General features: G+C 70.0%; 21 protein-coding genes. 10 read left to right on the forward strand and 11 right to left on the reverse strand.

What is annotated here, in order from left to right; translation table 11 throughout:
- Window positions 1–162: 162 nt before the first annotated feature.
- Window positions 163–1,848, reverse strand: coding sequence for an MSCRAMM family protein (locus ORI60_RS13925; RefSeq protein WP_266036500.1), 1,686 nt, complete (start codon window positions 1,846–1,848; stop codon window positions 163–165).
- Window positions 1,849–2,060: 212 nt separating this feature from the next.
- Window positions 2,061–3,248: a cytochrome P450 gene (locus tag ORI60_RS13930; protein WP_266036502.1), complete on the reverse strand. Its 1,188-nt coding sequence runs from the start codon at window positions 3,246–3,248 to the stop codon at window positions 2,061–2,063.
- 89 nt (window positions 3,249–3,337) lie between these two features.
- On the opposite strand from ORI60_RS13930, the gene ORI60_RS13935 reads away from it, so the two are divergent.
- The 5 genes from ORI60_RS13935 (at window position 3,338) to ORI60_RS13955 (ending at window position 6,896) form a co-directional block, all read left to right on the forward strand.
- Complete coding sequence (locus ORI60_RS13935) at window positions 3,338–4,078, forward strand: glycerophosphodiester phosphodiesterase family protein (protein ID WP_266036504.1); 741 nt, start codon at window positions 3,338–3,340, stop codon at window positions 4,076–4,078.
- 27 nt (window positions 4,079–4,105) lie between these two features.
- On the forward strand, window positions 4,106–5,041 hold the full coding sequence (locus ORI60_RS13940; RefSeq protein WP_266036506.1) for a DUF5926 family protein: 936 nt from the start codon (window positions 4,106–4,108) through the stop codon (window positions 5,039–5,041).
- 38 nt (window positions 5,042–5,079) lie between these two features.
- Entirely contained in the window at window positions 5,080–5,415 is a 336-nt protein-coding gene (locus ORI60_RS13945; RefSeq protein ID WP_266036507.1) for a DUF952 domain-containing protein, read from the forward strand.
- Window positions 5,416–5,613: 198 nt separating this feature from the next.
- Window positions 5,614–6,087, forward strand: coding sequence for a SigE family RNA polymerase sigma factor (locus ORI60_RS13950; RefSeq protein WP_323055892.1), 474 nt, complete (start codon window positions 5,614–5,616; stop codon window positions 6,085–6,087).
- A gap of 2 nt (window positions 6,088–6,089) precedes the next feature.
- Window positions 6,090–6,896, forward strand: coding sequence for a hypothetical protein (locus ORI60_RS13955; protein WP_266036509.1), 807 nt, complete (start codon window positions 6,090–6,092; stop codon window positions 6,894–6,896).
- Between the two features lie 128 nt (window positions 6,897–7,024).
- Here ORI60_RS13955 and ORI60_RS13960 read toward each other — a convergent pair whose 3' ends face one another.
- Window positions 7,025–7,231, reverse strand: coding sequence for a hypothetical protein (locus ORI60_RS13960; RefSeq protein ID WP_266036511.1), 207 nt, complete (start codon window positions 7,229–7,231; stop codon window positions 7,025–7,027).
- A gap of 19 nt (window positions 7,232–7,250) precedes the next feature.
- On the opposite strand from ORI60_RS13960, the gene ORI60_RS13965 reads away from it, so the two are divergent.
- The 3 genes from ORI60_RS13965 to ORI60_RS13975 all read left to right on the forward strand — a co-directional run bounded on the left by ORI60_RS13965 (window position 7,251) and on the right by ORI60_RS13975 (window position 9,407).
- Window positions 7,251–7,688 (forward strand): hypothetical protein, encoded by a 438-nt coding sequence (locus ORI60_RS13965; RefSeq protein WP_266036513.1) that lies wholly within the window; start codon window positions 7,251–7,253, stop codon window positions 7,686–7,688.
- A 174-nt stretch (window positions 7,689–7,862) separates the two neighbouring features.
- On the forward strand, window positions 7,863–8,270 hold the full coding sequence (locus ORI60_RS13970; RefSeq protein ID WP_266036515.1) for a YciI family protein: 408 nt from the start codon (window positions 7,863–7,865) through the stop codon (window positions 8,268–8,270).
- A gap of 3 nt (window positions 8,271–8,273) precedes the next feature.
- Window positions 8,274–9,407 (forward strand): RNA polymerase sigma factor, encoded by a 1,134-nt coding sequence (locus tag ORI60_RS13975; RefSeq protein ID WP_266036517.1) that lies wholly within the window; start codon window positions 8,274–8,276, stop codon window positions 9,405–9,407.
- A 71-nt stretch (window positions 9,408–9,478) separates the two neighbouring features.
- Here ORI60_RS13975 and ORI60_RS13980 read toward each other — a convergent pair whose 3' ends face one another.
- From ORI60_RS13980 to ORI60_RS13995, 4 genes are all read right to left on the reverse strand, one after another.
- Window positions 9,479–10,039 (reverse strand): ferritin, encoded by a 561-nt coding sequence (locus ORI60_RS13980; RefSeq protein ID WP_266036519.1) that lies wholly within the window; start codon window positions 10,037–10,039, stop codon window positions 9,479–9,481.
- Window positions 10,040–10,139: 100 nt separating this feature from the next.
- Window positions 10,140–11,327: an arginine deiminase gene (locus ORI60_RS13985; RefSeq protein WP_266036600.1), complete on the reverse strand. Its 1,188-nt coding sequence runs from the start codon at window positions 11,325–11,327 to the stop codon at window positions 10,140–10,142.
- A 147-nt stretch (window positions 11,328–11,474) separates the two neighbouring features.
- Entirely contained in the window at window positions 11,475–12,173 is a 699-nt protein-coding gene (locus ORI60_RS13990) for a CPBP family intramembrane glutamic endopeptidase (protein ID WP_266036601.1), read from the reverse strand.
- Between the two features lie 73 nt (window positions 12,174–12,246).
- Complete coding sequence (locus ORI60_RS13995; protein WP_266036602.1) at window positions 12,247–13,059, reverse strand: DUF2470 domain-containing protein; 813 nt, start codon at window positions 13,057–13,059, stop codon at window positions 12,247–12,249.
- A gap of 30 nt (window positions 13,060–13,089) precedes the next feature.
- Here ORI60_RS13995 and ORI60_RS14000 point away from each other — a divergent pair, with 30 nt between their 5' ends.
- Window positions 13,090–13,554 (forward strand): hypothetical protein, encoded by a 465-nt coding sequence (locus ORI60_RS14000; RefSeq protein WP_266036521.1) that lies wholly within the window; start codon window positions 13,090–13,092, stop codon window positions 13,552–13,554.
- A complete protein-coding gene (locus ORI60_RS14005; RefSeq protein ID WP_266036523.1) occupies window positions 13,551–14,003 on the forward strand; it encodes a hypothetical protein in 453 nt (150 codons plus the stop codon). Before ORI60_RS14000 ends, ORI60_RS14005 begins: the two co-directional genes overlap by 4 nt.
- Here the strand turns inward: ORI60_RS14005 and ORI60_RS14010 are convergent.
- The 4 genes from ORI60_RS14010 to ORI60_RS14025 are packed head-to-tail and all read right to left on the reverse strand — an operon-like array spanning window position 14,000 to window position 17,794.
- Window positions 14,000–15,142, reverse strand: coding sequence for a VWA domain-containing protein (locus ORI60_RS14010; protein ID WP_266036525.1), 1,143 nt, complete (start codon window positions 15,140–15,142; stop codon window positions 14,000–14,002). The genes ORI60_RS14005 and ORI60_RS14010 overlap by 4 nt on opposite strands.
- Window positions 15,139–15,771 (reverse strand): IclR family transcriptional regulator, encoded by a 633-nt coding sequence (locus tag ORI60_RS14015; protein ID WP_266036527.1) that lies wholly within the window; start codon window positions 15,769–15,771, stop codon window positions 15,139–15,141. The genes ORI60_RS14010 and ORI60_RS14015 overlap by 4 nt, the downstream gene beginning before the upstream one ends.
- Window positions 15,771–16,934, reverse strand: a complete 1,164-nt coding sequence (locus tag ORI60_RS14020) for a fumarylacetoacetate hydrolase family protein (RefSeq protein WP_266036529.1) — start codon at window positions 16,932–16,934, stop codon at window positions 15,771–15,773. Before ORI60_RS14020 ends, ORI60_RS14015 begins: the two co-directional genes overlap by 1 nt.
- Window positions 16,931–17,794: a hypothetical protein gene (locus ORI60_RS14025; RefSeq protein ID WP_266036531.1), complete on the reverse strand. Its 864-nt coding sequence runs from the start codon at window positions 17,792–17,794 to the stop codon at window positions 16,931–16,933. Before ORI60_RS14025 ends, ORI60_RS14020 begins: the two co-directional genes overlap by 4 nt.
- Between the last annotated feature and the right edge of the window lie 70 nt (window positions 17,795–17,864).

A 17,864-nucleotide genomic window follows, 5' to 3' on the forward strand; every position in this document is an offset into this window, starting at 1 on the left:
TAGGTCGTGTCCCGGAAGTTCGTCCGGTGGCAGGCGCGGGCGAGAGACCCGGAGACGGCGCCGCCGCGATGCCCTCATACCGGGCGTATTCGGGCGTCGCGGCGGTGTCGTCTCCGGGGCCCTCGGCCGCCACTGCCGCCCGAGGGACTTCCGGGACACGGCCTAGCTGATGCCGATCGGACTGGCGGAGTGGTTGCCGGCCTGCAGGCCGCCGCGCTGACCGGTCGCGATGCCGCACAGCGCGGCTTCGCTCAAGCCGGCGGTGGTCGCCTGTGCCGAGGACAGCGTGGTGCCCGCGGCCTGGCCGTCGATCGTGACCGGGCTCGGGTGCAGCGTGCCGCCGGCCTCGCGGCAGACGAGCACGATCACCTTGAAGGTCCTCGGGTTCGTGAACGAGAGGTTCTTCGTCTCACCGCGGACGACGGTGAAGGTCAGCGGAAGTGAGCTGTCCTTCGCGTAGCCGGTGGGTGTGGTCGTCTCGTCGATCGTGTACGTGCCCGCGGCCAGGCCGGTGAACGGCGGCTGGCAGACGCCTGCGGCGTCCGTGGTGCAGGTGCCGACGACGGTGCCGCCGGTGTTCGCGCCCGTGTAGAGGGTGAAGACCGCGCCCGGCACCGCGGCGCCGGCGTCGTCGGTCTTCGCCACGTTCACGGTCGCCGGTCGCGCCGGGTCGGTGAACGTCAGCGCCTTGCTCTCGCCGGCCGCGACGCTGAACGAGAACGGCAGGGTCGGGTCCTTGTCGTAGCCGGCCGGAACCGTCGTCTCGTCGAGGGTGTAGGTGCCGACAGGCAGGTCGGCGAACTGCGGGGTGCACGAGCCGCTCGCCTGGACGGTGCAGGTGCCGACGACGGTGCCGCCCGTTCCGGTGCCGGAGTACAGCGTGAAGACGGCACCGGCCTGGCTGCCGCCGTCGCTGCCGAGCTTGGTGACGGCGACGGAACCGCAGTTGCGGATGTTGACGTTGCCCGGCCCGACCAGGTCCTTCATCTGCGCGGTCGAGGACTGGCCTGAGCTGCGGCTGACCGCGTAGGCCTTGCCGAAGCCCTCGCACACGCCGGGGGCGAAGACGCCGGCGGCGGTCAGGTTGATGCCCGCCTCGCCGAACTCGTGCAGGCCGAGCGTCTCGGTTGCCGGTGCGACGGTGTCCTGCGGGGTGTTGCCGGTGTTCACGGCCGCTTCGGCGACGCCGGAGGACAGCGTGGTCGCGACGCTCCAGCACGGGGCGGAGTTGCTGCCCACCTCGCACGCACCGGACGAGATCCAGCGGGACAGCTTCAGCACCGGGGTGCCGCCGCCCTCGAAGTCGTAGACGATCAGCATGTCGCCCGCGGTCCGCCGCACGAGGCCGGAGGCGCCGCAGGACGTCGTGCCCTTGTTGAACTCGAACGCCACGTGCGCGCTCGGCGAGGTGGTGTTCTGCGGGATGCGGACCCACGCGAGCGTCAGGAACACGTTGCTGCCCACGGTCTTGCTCGCGACGTAGACGCGCTTGAGGTCGTCCTTGTTGGACGCCTTGGCCGTGCCGACGGTCGGGCAGACGTTGTCCTGCTTGGTGCCGCCAGCGAACCCGGAGTCGGAGGTGGTCGCCTGCCTGTCCTCCAGGCCGGTGAAGGTCCAGCCCGAGGTGACCTTGGTGGCCGTCCTCGTGCCGGCGGTGCCCGTCCAGGTGGCGGGCGAGAAGCTGTTCCAGTCGAAGTTGATCGGTGCCTGCGGGGCGAGGTTGGCGTCGTCGTCCTCGAACCCGGCGGCGAGTCCGACCGGGCCGGCGGACGCGACGCCTGCCGGACCGAGCAGGCCGAGCACGAATGCGGACACCGCGGCGCCCGCGATCATCAAACGTCTGCGCATGGTGGTTCTCCGGTGCGCTGGGACGTCTGCCCGGCCCCCGCGCCGCGCGCCGACGTCCAGATGGACGGAAGGACGGCCGGGCGGGAGAGTTGGTGCCGTGATCAACGGTCGAGCGGGGCCGGATCGCCAGGGTAGGCACGCCGGTGGGTGAACCGCGCTCCCACTGACTCATTCAAGGCCGATGTGCTGGCCGAAGTGCTCGGGTCGGCCGGTCACGCTCCGTTGCCGAGGGGCAGGGAGTGCAGGCCGCGGATCACGAACTCCGCGCGCCGGTTCGGTTCCTCGGCCAGCACCGCGCCGGGCAGCTTGCGGTGCAACGACGACAGCGCCGCCTCCACCTCGATGCGCGCGAGCGGTGCGCCCAGGCAGTAGTGGATGCCCATGCCGAAGCCGAGGTGCTGGTTCTTCTCGCGGCCGATGTCGAGGACGTCCGGGTTCTCGAAGACCAGCGGGTCGCGGGCGGCGGCGCCGAGGAGGGCGGCGATCTTCTCGCCGGGCTCGACGACGTGACCGGCGATCTCCACGCGTTCGGTGGCGGTGCGTTCGAAGAGCTGCAGCGGCGAGTCGTAGCGGATGAGCTCCTCCACGGCCGTGGGCATCAACTCGGCGGAGAGGCGTTCCCACTGCGAACGGTGCTGCATCAGGGCGTAGACGCCGTTGCCGATGACGTTGACCGTGGCCTCGTGGCCCGCCATCAGCAGGAGCACTGCGGTGGCGACGAGTTCGTCCTCGGTGAGTCTCGCGCCGTCGGTGTCGGTCACGGCGACGAGGTCGGACACCAGGTCGTCACCGGGGGAGACACGGCGCAACGCGACCAGCTCGCGCAGGTAGGCGACGAACTCGGCGGCGGCGCGTTCGGCCAGGGCCTGCTGGTCGGCCGCCAGGCCGTACTCGTACATCTTCACGATGGCGTTCGACCACGGCTGGAGCAGGTAGCGGTCCTCGCCGGGCACGCCGAGCAGCTCCGCGATCACCTCGACCGGCAGCGGCGCGGCGACGTGGGCCAGGAGGTCCGCCTGACCGTTGTCCTCGATCTTGGCGACGAGCTCGTCGACGAGCTTGTCGGCCAGGTCGGCGACCCACGGGCGCAGGCGCTCGACGTGGCCGCGGCCGAACGCGGCGGCGACCAGGCGGCGCAGGCGGGTGTGCGTGGGCGGCTCGTTCTCCAGCAGCGAGTTGCGGTGCAGCAGGTTGAAGGCCATGAACTGCTCGACCGGCTTCACGTCCGACCAGATCCGGCCGAGCGAGCGGTGCCGCAGGACCGCCGAGCAGGCGGCGTGCGAGACGGCGACAGCGACGCCCAGCTGCTCGTGGTGGTGCACCTCACCGGCTTCGCGCAGGGCTGCGAAGGCCGGGTACGGGTCGGCGATGAACGCGGGATCACGCTGGTCGAACGTCACAAGGCGGGACGGTAGGTCGCGATCCGCGTTTCGTCCACGCCGATTTGATTGATGACTCAAATTGTTGCCGAGGAACTATCGTTCTGGGTGTGCAGCAGCCTGCGATCGTCGCGCACCGCGGCGCTTCCACAGACCGTCCCGAGCACACCATCGGCGCCTACGAGCTCGCGCTCGAAGAGGGCGCGGACGGACTTGAGTGCGACATCCGGCTGTCGAAGGACGGCGAACTCGTGTGCGTGCACGACCGCACGCTCGCCCGCACGTCGAGCGGCCGCGGCACGGTCAGCGCGCTCACTCTCGACGAGCTGAAGAAGTTCGACTACGGCAGCTGGCACCGCCACGGCCAGCCGGCCGGGTTGCTGGTGCTCGACGAGCTGCTGGAGCTGGTCAAGAACACGGACGTGGAGCTCTTCGTCGAGACCAAGCACCCGGTCCGGTACCGCAACGAGGTCGAACGCAAGCTCGCCGAGGCGCTCAAGAGATACGGCCTCGACTCGCAGATCGTCATGATGTCGTTCTCGCCGACGGCGGTGAAGGCGTTCCGCGAGCACGCACCGGACATCCGCACGGTGCTGCTCCTCGACCGCCTGGGCCGGTACCGCGGCGGCGCGCTGCCGTCGTTCGCCGACTACACCGGGCCGGGCGTGCACGTGCTGCGCAACGACCCCGGCTACGTCGATCGGGCCAGGCGCGCGGGTCACGAGACCTACGTGTGGACGGTGGACGGCGCCGAGGACGTCGCGCTGTGCCGTGACCTGGGTGTCCGCTACCTCGCGACCAATGCCCCGGCGAACACCCGCCGCCTGCTGACGGCTAATTTGGCCACCTAGACAAGCCTGAGCACGAGGAGGGCCAAGGTGGCCAAGCGGACCGCGGTCAAGGACGCACCGAAGGACGGCATCAACCCGAAGCAGCCCTGTCCGTGCGGGTCCGGCAAGCGCTACAAGGCGTGCCACGGCGCGCCCGGCGGCGCGACGGACGTGATCGTGTCCCGGCCGTTCGAGGGCCTGGCCGCCGAGTGCGAGCTGATCGCCCTGCGCGAGTTCGTGCCGTCCGCGATCGTGAAGCTGCCGGTCAAGGAGGGTCGCGAGGTCACCCTCGCCACCGTGCTGCCGATGGCCGCCGCCGGTCTGATCCGCGGCGACGACGTGCCGTTCGTGGGCCTGCAGGTGCAGACGCGCTCCGGCGACATCAGCCGCGACCTGGCGCGGGCGCTGCGGTGGGCGCAGCAGGCGAAGGCCGGTGACGTGCTGCCGGTGGTGGGCCCCGACAACAACGCGGAGCCGGGCCGCCTGCAGGACCTGCTCGACCCCGAGGCCGACATCACGCCGGTGCTGCACACCGACTTCATCTGGTGGATGCCGGAGGGCACCGAGCCGACCGGTGAGGTGGCGCTGTCCCTGGAGCGCGCGAACGCCGCGATCCTGCCGACCGAGCGCCTCGACGCCCCCGGTGTGAAGGCCGCCTACTGGGTCGACGCCGGCGACAAGGCGCACCTGCGCTGGGTCCGCCCGGAGCCCGAGGAGAAGCTGCTGCCCGCGATGGCCCGGCTGGCCGCCCGCGGTGAGCTCGACCTCGGCGAGGGCTCGCGCTACGCCGGTTCGTTCCGCGCGCACGGCCTGCTCGTGCCGGTCTGGGACCTCGACCGCGAGATGCACGCCCGCGAGTGGGCCGAGCCCGCCGAGGCACTGGGCAAGCGCCTGCTGGAGGCACTCGCCTCCGACGAGCCGCTGTCCGACGCCGAGCGCCGCGCCCGCGACGGCCTGCGCGGTCGCCAGATCACGCTTCGATGACCCTGTCCACAGGGTTGTCCACAAGGAGCTGTGGATAAGTGCTGCTGCACATCATCTCGACGGCCGACTGGGCAGCCGCCCGGTCGGCCGGCTCGATCGCGCCCGCCGGCGAGGACTTCGTGCACTGCTCCGATCGGGGAGTCGTGCACGTGACGGCGGGGAAGTTCTTCCACGGGCAGAGCGGGCTGTTGCTGCTCGTCATCGATCCCGAGCTGCTCGACGTGCCCGTCAGGTGGGAGCCCGTGGCGGACTCGCCGTTGTGGTTCCCGCACGTCTACGGGCCGATCCCGGTCTCCGCGGTGGTCGAGGTGCACGAGTTCCCCGCTCAGGCGGACGGTTCGTTCGTCCTCCCGGAGGCCGTCGCCGCCCCCTGACGGCCGTTCGCCGTCGCGTGCCGAAACCCCGGAACTGCCTGCGGCCGTTGCCTTTCCGTGACTAAAGTGGCGGCAACCGCTTCTCGGCCCCGTGCGTGAACACCCCGAGCCAGTTCGCTTCGGGGGAGGGGGCGTGCCGTGACGGCGGTGTTGCAGCTGGGATCAGCCGTCGAACACGGCGGGGGAAGAGCGGAAGCCGTGGGGGATTTCGCTGAGTTCGTGCGCGTCTCCATGCCCGGACTTCTGCGCTATGGCCACGCACTGACCGGGAACCCGCACGACTCCGCGGACCTGGTGCAGTCGGTGCTGGAGAAGGTCGGTTCGCGTTGGAGCGCCGTGCAGCTCAAGGGCGACGACCCGCTCGCGTACGTCCGCCGGGCCATGGCCAACACGCACATCAGCATCTGGCGCCGTCGTCGCCGCGAGCGCCTGGTGGCCGACATCCCGGACAGCGGAGCCGTGGCTCCCGAGCTGAGCAGGCTGGAAAATGAACCACTCTGGCAAGCACTGCGCTCGTTGCCGCCACGGCAGCGAGCGGTGATCGTGCTGCGCTACTACGAGAACCTCTCCGAGGCCGAGATCGCGGACGCGCTCGGAATCTCGTGCGGCACGGTCAAGAGCCAGAGCAGCAAGGCGATGGCGAGTCTTCGAACACGCCTGGGAGAGGAGTGACCGTGGACGACCTCGACGACGAGCTGCGCAGGCTCTTCAGCGACGATCGGCTGGACGTCCACTCCGCGCCGGTCTCCACCGAGGCGGTGCTCCGCGGCGCGGATCGGCGCCGCCGCCGGCGGAACGCCGTCGCCGGCACCCTCGCCCTGGTGGCAGTGGCCGGCGCCGGGATCGGGGTGAGCCGGTTCGGCATGTCGTCACCGGACGGCACGGCGGGCGCGCTCCTGACGACGTCCACCTCCGTCCCCACGACGTCCTCGCCGCCACCACCGGTCACGGTCTACTCGACCGAGACCGTGACGCTGGGACAACCACCGAACTCCACCGGCGGCAACACCGGCAAACCGAGCTCCGGCGGCACGAGCAAGTCGACCCCGAAACCGCCGTCGTCGCCGGCCACGCCGGAGTCGCAGCCGGGCAGGTACGGAACGCTCGCACTGGGGATGTCCGAGGCCGACGCGCTGGCGACGGGGTCGCTGGTCGAACCCGGCAGCCCCGCCGATGCGGAGGCCAGGTGCAAGGCGTACGCGACGAAGTCGGTGCCCGACACCGACGCCGTGGTCGTCTCGCCGGCCAGGGGAATCGTCCGGATCACCATGCCGAGCTACGCCAAGACGCCGAAGAACGTCGGCGCGGGTTCGACGGTGGCCGACGTGAAGGCCGCCTACAAGAATGCCGCGCAAAGCGGTTCCGATGTGATCGTGCAAATGTCCGCGACGCCACCCTGGTCATATGTCTTCAAAACCGACGGCACAGTGGTGACGACCGTTTTCATGCGCCTGAACGCGAACGACTGCATTTCCGTCTGATCGCTGAACAGTGCTGAAGTCCCGCCGCCCCTGGGGTGCGGCGGGACATCGGAGTGCGCTTTTGTTCCACTTCTGCCGTGACTTCTTCGTGACTCTGACCTGCGCAACCTCACTGCGGAGGTGACGTCTTACTGGTGGCTCAGACAAAACCAGGGGGAAACCGAAATGAAGAACTCACTCAAGGCCGCATTCGTCACCGCAATCGCCGTCGCTGGAATCGCCGCGTGCACTTCGGTGCCGAAGCAGAACTCCGCACCTGTCACTTCCGAAATCGTCACGCCGACGACCGGCACGTCCACGCCGTCGGTCGCGACGCCGCCCGTCCAGGTGGTCACGGAGGTCGTCACCGCGACGGTGACCGCTCCACCGCGGGCCATCGCGAAGGTGGACAACCGGCTCGGCTACGGCGGTCTCAAGCTGGGCATGTCGCTGGAGGAGGCGCGTGCCGCCGGCCTGACCGACCTGACCTGGGACGAGGCTTCCGGCCACGACCCCGGCTGCGTCGCGGACAAGACGGTCGCGATCTCCAAGGCGAACGGCGTCGAGCGCATCACGCTGCCCGCGGACGCCAGGACGTCCCAGGGGATCGGCGTTGGCTCGACCTTCGGCGAGGCGCGGCGGGCCTTCCCGAGCGCCTCCGAGTACCGCTCCGGCTGGTCGGCCAAGGTCGCCGACAACGCCTACTACGCCTTCATCGGCAGCTTCGACCTGGCCCGGTTCGCAGAGGCGGACAAGATCCAGCGCATCAAGCTCGTCGCGGGAGTCGTCAACTGCTCCATGGCCGATCTCTGAACCTCGCCGAACCGCTGTGCCCGCCCCGCTGGGGGTGGGGCGGGCACAGCGCCACGTCCCGGGAAATCCGAAACCGATGGCCCCCGGTGATGTCGAGATCCGCGTTTCGGCTCCGTCCCCGGAGGTGAAAGCGGCCAGTATGGGTCGCACCAGCACCGAGGGAGAGCACCCGAGATGGCCAAGTACCTGCTGCTCAAGCACTACCGCGGCGCCCCGGCCCCGATCAACGACGTCCCCATGGACCAGTGGACCCAGGACGAGATCTCGGCGCACATCAAGTACATGAACGACTTCGCGGACAAGCTCAGGGGCACCGGGGAGTTCGTCGACGAGCGGGCGCTCGCGCAGGAGGGCACCTGGGTCCGCTACGACGGCGAGGGACGGCCGCCGGTCACCGACGGCCCGTTCGCGGAGACGAAGGACCTCATCGCCGGCTGGATGATCATCGACACCGACAGCTACGAGCGCGCGCTCGAGCTGGCCGCGGAGTTGTCGGCGGCACCCGGCAAGGACGGCAAGCCGATCCACGAGTGGCTGGAGATCCGCCCGTTCTACGGCCACGCGCCGACGATCACGGAGTGAGAAGTGGACGAGGCACTGCTCAGGAGCCTCACGCCGGCCGTGCTGGGCGTCCTCGTCCGCCGCGGGGCCGACTTCGCGGCGGCCGAGGACGCCGTGCAGGACGCGCTGGTCGAGGCCGTCCGCGTGTGGCCGGAGGATCCACCGCGGGACCCGAAGGGCTGGCTGGTGACGGTGGCCTGGCGCAGGTTCCTCGACGCCACGAGGGCGGAGACGGCGCGGCGCCGGCGTGAGGACCTCGTCGAGGCGGAACCCGAGCAGGGGCTCGCGCCGGACACCGACGACACGTTGCAGCTCTACTTCCTGTGCGCTCATCCGTCGCTCACGCCGTCGTCGGCGGTCGCGCTCACGCTCAGGGCCGTCGGCGGGCTGACCACCCGTCAGATCGCGCAGGCCTACCTCGTGCCGGAGGCCACGATGGCCCAGCGCATCAGCCGGGCCAAGAAGACGGTCAGCGACGTGCGGTTCGACCAGCCCGGCGACGTCGCGACCGTGCTGCGCGTGCTCTACCTGGTCTTCAACGAGGGCTACTCCGGTGACGTCGACCTGGCCGCCGAGGCGATCCGGCTCACCCGCCAGCTCGCGGCCGCGATCGACCACCCCGAGGTCGCTGGCCTGCTCGCGCTCATGCTCCTGCACCACGCGCGCCGGGCCTCCCGGACCACGGCGGGCGGCAGTCTGGTGCCGCTCGCCGAGCAGGACCGCGGCAGGTGGGACACGGCGCTGATCGCCGAGGGCGTCGAGATCCTGCAGGCGGCGCTCGCGCAGGACCGGCTGGGGGAGTTCCAGGCGCAGGCGGCCATCGCGGCACTGCACGCGGACGCACCCGTGGCCGAGGAGACCGACTGGGTGCAGATCGTCGAGTGGTACGACGAACTGCTGGCGCTCACGGACAGTCCCGTCGTCCGGCTGAACCGCGCGGTGGCCGTGGGCGAGGCGGACGGACCGCGCGCCGGGCTGAGAGCGTTGGCGGAACTGGACGACGGGCTTCCCCGTCACTCGGCCGTGGCGGCCTACCTCCACGAGCGCGACGGTGACCGGCAAACGGCCGCGAGGCTCTACGCCGAGGCAGCCGGGAAAGCGTCGAACCTCGCCGAGCGGGAATTCCTGACCCGGCAGGCCGCCCGGCTCAACAACTGAAAGGACCGCCCGCCCCGGACGGGGTGGGCGGTCCTTTTGTGATCAGGCACTCAATCGTGCGAAGAAAAAGCTCAGATCGTTCCCCCGGCGGCGGTCGGAGCGCTGGAGTCGCCACCCTCGTCACCGACGCTCTCGCGGGTGAGGAACGTCTCCACGTAGAACATGTTGCCGTCCGCGCGGTCCATGATCGTGAGCAGCGTCTTCATCGAGGAGACCTCCTCGACCTGCTCCTTCAGGAACCACTGCATGAACTGCTCGCCGATGTAGTCGCTCTCCTCGCGGGCGGCCTTCGCGAGCGCGATGATCTGGTCGGTGACCTGCTGCTCCTGGCTCAGGGCCAGGGCGACGAGCTCACGCGGGGACTTGAAGTCGTTGATCGGCGTCTCGACGCCGGGAATGGCGACCGCGATGTCGTTGTCCATCAGGAACTTCACGATCATCATGGCGTGGTTGCGCTCTTCGAGGGCCTGCTTGTAGAAGTGCGACGCGAGGCGCGGCAGGTCCTCGTTGTCGAACCACACGGCGAGCGCGATGTACTGCTGCGAAGCGGAGAACTCGTTGCCGATCTGAGCGCGCAGCAGCTCGTGGAAGTTCGACTTTCCGGACAGGATCTTCTTCACGTTCGAGGCCATGAGGAGTACGTTAACCCAAAACGCGGTGATTTGCATTCGAGGAAAAGCTAACCTTTGTTTGGAGAGGTAATCCAAACAAAGGTTAGGCATTCCTAACGATCTACACCAATGGCGCGCGGTCGATCGGGCACGACATGCAGCGGGGGCCGCCGCGGCCGGAGCCCAGTTCCGAACCGGCGATCCGCAGCACCTCGACGCCCGCGTCCTCCAGGCGCGCGTTCGTCTCGACGTTGCGCTCGTACGCCACGACGAGACCGGGAGCCACCGCGAGGGTGTTGTTGCCGTCGTCCCACTGCTCGCGCTCGGCGGTCACGACGTCGAGGCCGGTGTCGATCACCCGCAGCCGTTCGATGCCCATCGCCTCGGCCGCCGCCTCCAGGAACGGCACCGGGCCGTCCACCCGCACGCCGCCGTCGCCGTCGGACCGCAGCGGGTAGGCGGTCAGCGCGTCGCTGATCGCCGGGTACATCACCACGGCGTCGCGGTCGACCATCGTGCAGACGGTGTCGAGGTGCATCGTGGCGCGCTCCTGCGCGATCGGCACCGCCAGCACCGTGTGCGCGAGGCCGTCCGCGAGAGCGGAGCGGGCGAACGACTCCGCGCCCGCCGGGGTGGTGCGCTCGCCGACGCCGATGGCGATCACGCCGGGCGCGAGCAGCAGCACGTCGCCGCCCTCCAGCGGTGCCGAGTGCGCGCCGTACGCACGGCCCGTGCGGCGGAACCGCGGGTGGTAGGCGTAGATCAGGTCGGTCAGCGTCGTCTCGCGGTCACGCGCGGGCAGTGCGAGCGACGTGATGGCCACCCGGTCGCCGACCCACACCGACGAGTCGCGGGTGAAGAGCAGGTTCGGCAGCGGGTCGACGGCGAAGTCGATCGGCAGGTGCATCTTGCGCACCAGCGACGCGCCCTCGGCGGCCGGCAGTTCCTCGAACGTCATGCCCGTCATCAGCACCTGTGCGAGCGTCGGCGCGTCGAGCGACGTGAGGTGGCTGCGCAGCGCGTCGGCCAGGTCGATGCCGAGGCGGCGCTCGTTGACGGCGCTGTGGATGCCCGCGATGCGCGCGCGGTTGTCCTCCAGCGCCTGCACCAGCACGTCGGCCAGCAGCAGGACCTCGACCCCCTTGGAGGTCAGCGTCGCGGCGAACGCGTCGTGCTCCTCCTGGGCCCTGCCGACCCACGGCACGCCGTCGAACAGCAGCTGGTCGTTGTTGCGCGGGGTGAGCCTTTTGAGCTCGTTGCCCGGCCGGTGCAGCAGCACCGTGCGCAGCGGGCCTACCTCGCTGTCCACACGGGGTGCGGCGTCCGGAAGTGCTTCGGTCTCAGCGATCGTGTGCGCAGTCACCGATCGAGCGTAACCCTGAACAGCACAAATCGCCGCTCCTGGGCCTCAAAATGCAACGAATGGGGTGTGAACTCAAATTTCACAGTGCAATCGTTAGGGCAACCAGCTGACTTTGCCGCGCAACATTGTGTAGCCCACGAACGCGACCACGTCGAGGATGGTGTGGGCGATGACCAGCGGCCACAGCCGCTTGGTCCGCTGCCAGTAGAGGCCGAAGACCAGCCCCATGACCAGGTTGCCGACGAACCCGCCGAAGCCCTGGTAGAGGTGGTACGAGCCGCGCAGCACGGCCGCCGCGAACAGTGCCGTGTACTGCCGCCAGCCGAGCTGCTGCAGCCGCGTGATCAGGTACCCGACGACGAGCACCTCCTCCGCCCACGCGTTGCCGGCGGCGGCGAGGACCAGCGCCAGGCTCATCCACCACTGGTTGTCCAGAGTGGACGGCTGGACGGCGAGGTTCAGCCCGAGCGCCCAGGCGGCGAAGTAGAACGCCAGCCCGGGGATTCCGATGATCGCGGCCAGCCCCAGGGCACCCAGCGAGTCCGCGAGCTTGCGGGTGCCGTCGAGCCCGATGACGCGCAGCTTGATCCCCGTGCGCCACAACAGGTACAGCCCGATGCCGCCCCACGCCGCGAGCTGCAGCACGCCCAGCAGCTGCGCCACGAGGTCCAGCAGGTCGGCGCGCGCCTGCGGGACGTTGATCGCGACGGACTGCTTGTTGAGCGGTGTCGGCTGCAGCAGGCTGTCGATCAGCCGCACGAGGCTGCGCAGGCCGGACAGCCCGAGCGTCATGCTGAAGACGATCAGCAGTTCGAGCTGGTAACCGCGCTTCTCGTCGGCGGGGATCAAGGTCACCAGCCAGACGCTACCTCTGGGACAGGAACGGGCAGCCCATCAACCGCCGCAGCTCCACGGCGAGTTCCTGAGGAGTGCTGACCGGCTTGGAGAACGCGATCCGCACGTCGTGGTCCTCGCACTCCGCCTCGACCCGCAGCCTCAGCCCGAACCGGTCGAGGCCGAGTGGCCGCACGGTGCCGGCGCGCAGCTCCTCCGGCAGGTGGCGGGCGAGCTGGCCGACGACGTCGCGGTGTGCGGCCTCCAGGTGCCGCAGCCAGTGGTCCTCGTTGCGGCAGAACGGGTCCGGCGTCGCGCTCGCGAACTGCTCCGGCCTGATCGAGGAGGTGCCCTCGGCGTCCGCGATCACCATCGACGCGGGTGTGAGCCTGAGCACCGAGGCGCCGTGGCCCGCGTCGAGCAGCCGGTGGTCCGGCCGCACGTCGGCGATGGCGAGGATCTCCTCGCGCGCCTCCTGCCCGTCCAGCGCGGAGACCCAGCCGGTCAGCCACAGCAGGCCGCGCACGGGTTCGCGCAGCTGCACGGGTGCCTGGTCGGCGATCTCCAGCATCGCCGTCACCTCGGTCCGCGGAGCCTGCCACAGCTGCCCGACCAGCGGGTGCTCGTCGGCGAGCAAGAGGATCGTGGTCCCGCACGGGTGCACGTGGTGGAACAACGGGCTCGTGCGCGAACCGGACTGAGGAAGCAGTGCGGCGGAACCGTGGCGAGCCGCGATCGTGCGTGCGCGCTCTGCGGCGTGCGGCGCCGGCGGGCGCTTGATCTGGGTGTCGGTCACCGCTGCACCTCCTCGAAGGTTAGGCAAGCCTAACTTAGCTTTGCTCATCATGGGAAGCACCACCTGTACCTTGGACGCGTGGTCGTGCCCAACAAGCCGTCCACCGAGGTGACGGCGCTCGACGATCGGTGGACCCGGCACTGCGTGGACCGGGCGAGCCGTCGTGCCCTGGTGTGGACGGTGCTCGCGGGCGCGGCCTTCGCGCTCCAGTTCTTGCTGGTACTGGTGTGGTCTTGGTCCTCACCGGTGGCGCTGGTGCTGCTCTTCTTCGCCGCGGCCGTCCTCTGGTGGGTGACACGTAAGCGTCCGGTGCGTTTACCGGAAGGCGAACCGTGGCATTTCGCCCATGTGAAGTGGGAAGGAGGGCGTCTGGTCGTGTTGTCGTCGCCGCCTCTGTTGCTGACCTTGAGCGTCGGTCCTCTCCTTCGCGGACGGATCGCACGTCACCGGCGTGTGTGGTTCGTGCCACCGGATTCCGCCGGGAACACCTTCGTCACGTTCCGAGGAGTACCGCGGTTGATCCCGGCGCGTGTGCAGAGATGATCATCGAGAACTGGAGCGACACCTGCCTGGCGCGAGCGGACCGCCGCGCCGTCGGCCACATCTTCCTCGCGCTCGCCGCGCTCGGCGTCGTGCTCTTCATCGGCTGGATCTGGCTCGTCGTGCTGTCCGTGCCCGTGGTGCTCGAGCTCGCCGCGCCGGGGCTGCGGCACTTCCTCACCCGCCGCGGCACCCTCGAGCTGATCGAGCGGTTCCCGTGGCGTCCGGTGTCGGTGAGCTTCGTGCCCGGCCGGCGCATCGGGCGGCAGGCGTACCTGCGCGTCGAGGACTCGGAGAAGGACCTGCGGCTGCCCGAGCTCCCCGAACGGGCCCGGATCCTCGTGCGGCACACCGGGCGGATGTGGATCGCCGGTCCGGACGAGCGCGGGCGCGTGGTCGCGATGACGCGCGGGCTCGCGTTCCTCACCCGCGGCCGGGTGATCGACCGCTAACGGCCCGTCGCGATGCCTTCGGCCTCGGCCCACTGCGTGAGGTCGTCCTTGCGCAGCGCGGCCGCCAGCAGTTCGGGGAACTTGTCCGGCGTGCAGGCGAACGCGGGCGCGCCCAGCGCGTGCAGCTTCGCGGCCAGTTCGTGGTCGTAGGCGGGCGTGCCGGAGTCGCTGAGCGCCAACAGGTTCACGACCGTGACGCCGCTCGCGACCAGCTCGCGGACCCGGCGCTGCAGCTCGGTCTCCGAACCGCCCTCGTAGAGGTCGCTGATGATCACGATCACCGTGTCGGTCGGCCTGCGGACCTGCGTCTGCGCGTAGGCGACCGCGCGGTTGATGTCCGTGCCGCCGCCGAGCTGGGCGCTGAACAGCAGGTCCACCGGGTCGCTGAGCTGGTCGGTGAGATCGGCGACCTCGGTGTCGAACACGACGAGCCTCGTCGAGATCGACCGGATGCTCGCGAGCGCCGAGCCCAGCACCGCCGCGTGCACCAGTGACTCCGCCATCGAGCCCGACTGGTCGACCAGCAGGACCACGTCCCGCATCGCCGCGGTCCGGCTGCGCCTGCGGTGCCCGATCAGGTCCTCGACGATCACGGTCTTGTGCTGCGGCTGGTAGTTCCTGAGGTTCGCCTTGATCGTCGTCGCCCAGTCGACGTCCTGCAGCTGCGGCCTCCTGGTGCGCCGCGACCTGTCGACCGCGCCGCGGACGGCCTCGACCAGCCGGTCCGTCAGCCGCTTCTCGATGTCCTCGACCACCTTCCGCACCACGGCCTTCGCGGTGTCGCGGGTGCGGGCGGGGATGGCGCGGGAGAGCTGCAGCAGGGTGCTGACGAGGTTCACGTCCGGCTCGACCGACTGCAGCAGCTCGGGTTCGAGCAGCAGCTGCTTGAGGCCCAGCTTCTCGACCGCGTCCCGCTGCATCACCTGCACGACGGAGGTGGGGAAGTACTTGCGGACGTCGCCGAGCCAGCGGTGCAGCTGCGGGGAACTGGCGCCGAGGCCGGCACCGCGATCACCGCCGCCGCCGTACAGACCCGTGAGCGCGCCATCGCGCCGTTGGTCGTCCTCGCCGAGTTCGGACACGTCTTCCGCGCTCGGTCCGAGGAGCAACCGCCAGCGCCGTAGCCGCTCTTCGGTCATTTGAGCGCAGCCGCCACTTCTTCGGCCGCACGCACGACGTGAGGGCCTACGACGTTCGCATCGAGCTTCTCCAGCGCCACGACGCCGACGGACGCCCTGAGGCCGGGCACGCCGCGCACAGGCGCCGCGACGCCGTACGCGTTCGGCTGCAGCTCACCGGCCGAGACCACCCACGGCTCACCGGGGTGCGAGATGGCCTTGCCGGCCGCCCCGCGGTGCACCGGGTGGCGGGAACCCACCCGGTACGCCACGTGGAAAGCGGTCCACGACGGTTCGACGACGGCGACGGCCTGTGCCTCGGTGCCGTCCGCGACCGTGAGGTGCGCGGTGGCGCCGACCTTCTCGGCGAGCTCGCGCAACGCCGGGTTGGCCGCCATGCGCAGCTGGGGGAGGACGTTGGAGGCGAGGCGCAGCACGCCCAGGCCGAGCCTGACCTTCGAGCCCTCCCGGCGCACGAGACCGCGCGCCTGCAGGGGCACGAGAAGCCGGTACACGGCCGCTCTGGACGCGCCGATGGCGTTGGCGAGCTCCGAGATCGACGGCGCCTCGGACTCCGCCTCAGCGACCGCCTGGAGCAGCGCCAGACCCCTTTCCAGGGTCAGCGAGCTCTCCTTCGTCGCTCCGACCATCACGCACTCCGAACTGTTCCCACCACCTCGGCGAGTCCGACCACCGAGCCGCCTTCACCGGGGGCGGTCGCGGTCAGCTTGACCGTGTCGCCGTCCTCCAGGAAGGACCTCGTGGAGCCGTCGTCGAGCTTGAAAGGTTCCTTGCCGCCCCAGCTGAGTTCGAGGAACGAGCCGCGCTCGTCCTTCTCCGGTCCCGAGACCGTGCCGGAGGCGAACAGATCACCTGGGCGCACCGTAGCGCCGTTCACCGTCATGTGCGCCAGCTGTTGCACAAATGACCACGACATCTCCCGGAACGGAGGCCGCGCGACGATCGTGTCGTTCAGCTCCACGGTGATCGTGATGTCCAGGCCCCATGGCTGATCGCACGTCAGGTAGTCGTGCAGCTTGTTCGGCAGCGGCGGCGTCGGGACGCGTGCAACTGAGAACGCCTCCAGCGGCGTGATCCACGCGCCGATCGACGTGGCGAACGACTTGGCCAGGAACGGGCCGAGCGGCTGGTACTCCCAGGCCTGGATGTCGCGCGCCGACCAGTCGTTGACCAGCGTGACGCCGAAGACGTGCTCGGCGGCCCGGCTGGTGGACACGTTGGCCGCCTGCGGACCGCCGCAGACGAAGCCGACCTCGGCCTCGATGTCGAGGCGCTCCGACGGCCCGAACTTCGGGCCCTCGCTGCCGCGCTTCTGGCCGTTCGGGCGGACGATCTCCGTGCCGGAGACGTACACCGTGCCCGCGCGGCCGTGGTAGCCGATCGGGAGGTGCGTCCAGTTCGGCGTGAGCGGGTCGCCGTCGGGGCGGAACATCCTGCCGACGTTCTCCGCGTGGTGCCTGGAGCTGTAGAAGTCCACGTAGTCGCCGACCGTGAACGGCAGCTTCGCGGACTCGATCCCGACGAGCTCCGCGCCCTTGGGGGCGGAGCTCGACCGGACGATCTCCCTGAGCTTGGCGCGCAGCACGCTCCAGATCGGCCGCCCGGCCTTCAGCAGCGGGTCCAGGGAGTCCTCCTGGACGTACTCGCTGCACTTGCCCAGCGCGAGGCTCTTGAGGAGCAACGCCCGGTCGCCGACGCGGACGGCCACGCCCCCGTCGACGACCCCGTAGGGCAGGGTCTGCGGTCCGAACGGCTGGTCCTCGGTGAAGTTCGGGTCGCTGATCCAGCTCACAGAAGGCCCAGCCCCTCCAGGTCGGTGACGGGTTCGGAGAGCGAACACGAGCCGTAGCTCGCGAACACGCCTCGCACGGCGTGCGCGGCCTGATCGCTGAGCGCCTTGGCCTCGGCGGTGAGAGCCTCGGCATCGGTGCTCGCGAGGGCCTCGCGGACGTCGCGGCCGCTGAGCGACCGCGCGGTGGCCACGAGGAGGTTCAGGAAGCCGTGGTGGGTGAAGCCCTGCTCGTCGGTGTGGCGGACGGCCTTGTGCAGGCCCGCCGTCGCCTTGAACGCGACGCCGCCGCCGCTGACGACGCTGAGGAAGTCGGCGACCTCCTCGACGCTCGGGAAGTTCTCCTGGGAGAGCCCTCCGCAGCGCAGCTTGGGCCAGCTGCCGTGCTCGATGACCCGGCGGACGCCGTCGAGCCACTCGGCACCGCCGCGGCGGGGTTCGACGACGCGGATGACGTCCTCGGGGACGAACTCCGACACGCGCTCGAGCCACACCTCGTCCACATCGGACGGTGCGGGCATCTCGACCATGCGCAGAGCCAGGAGCTCGCTTCTGCTCTCGACGATCGACACGGCCTTCGGCACGCCGCCGAGGCCGGTGTCGATCACGAGGCTCAGTGCTATCGGTTTGGCCGGCTTGACCTTGATCAGTTCGGTGATCAGCTCGGCGAGACGGGAGGCAGGACAGAGGAAGAGACCCATGACGCCGGACCACTCGCCGACTCGTCCGTCGAGGTGACCGCGCACCGCGTCGGGCATCGACGCGCTCCCCGGAGGGAACAGCGCGGCATCGTCCACAAGCCTCGCGAGCAGGGGCGGAGTACCGCGCGGACCGGGCGCACGGAGTTCGACAGCGCTTGACACGGCTGACACGCTAGCCGTGTACCGCCAACTGAACAAAGATGTCCGATAATCGAACGCCTTGGAAGGACCC

It is taken from the genome of Lentzea sp. NEAU-D7 (assembly GCF_026242055.1).
GTDB lineage: Bacteria > Actinomycetota > Actinomycetes > Mycobacteriales > Pseudonocardiaceae > Lentzea.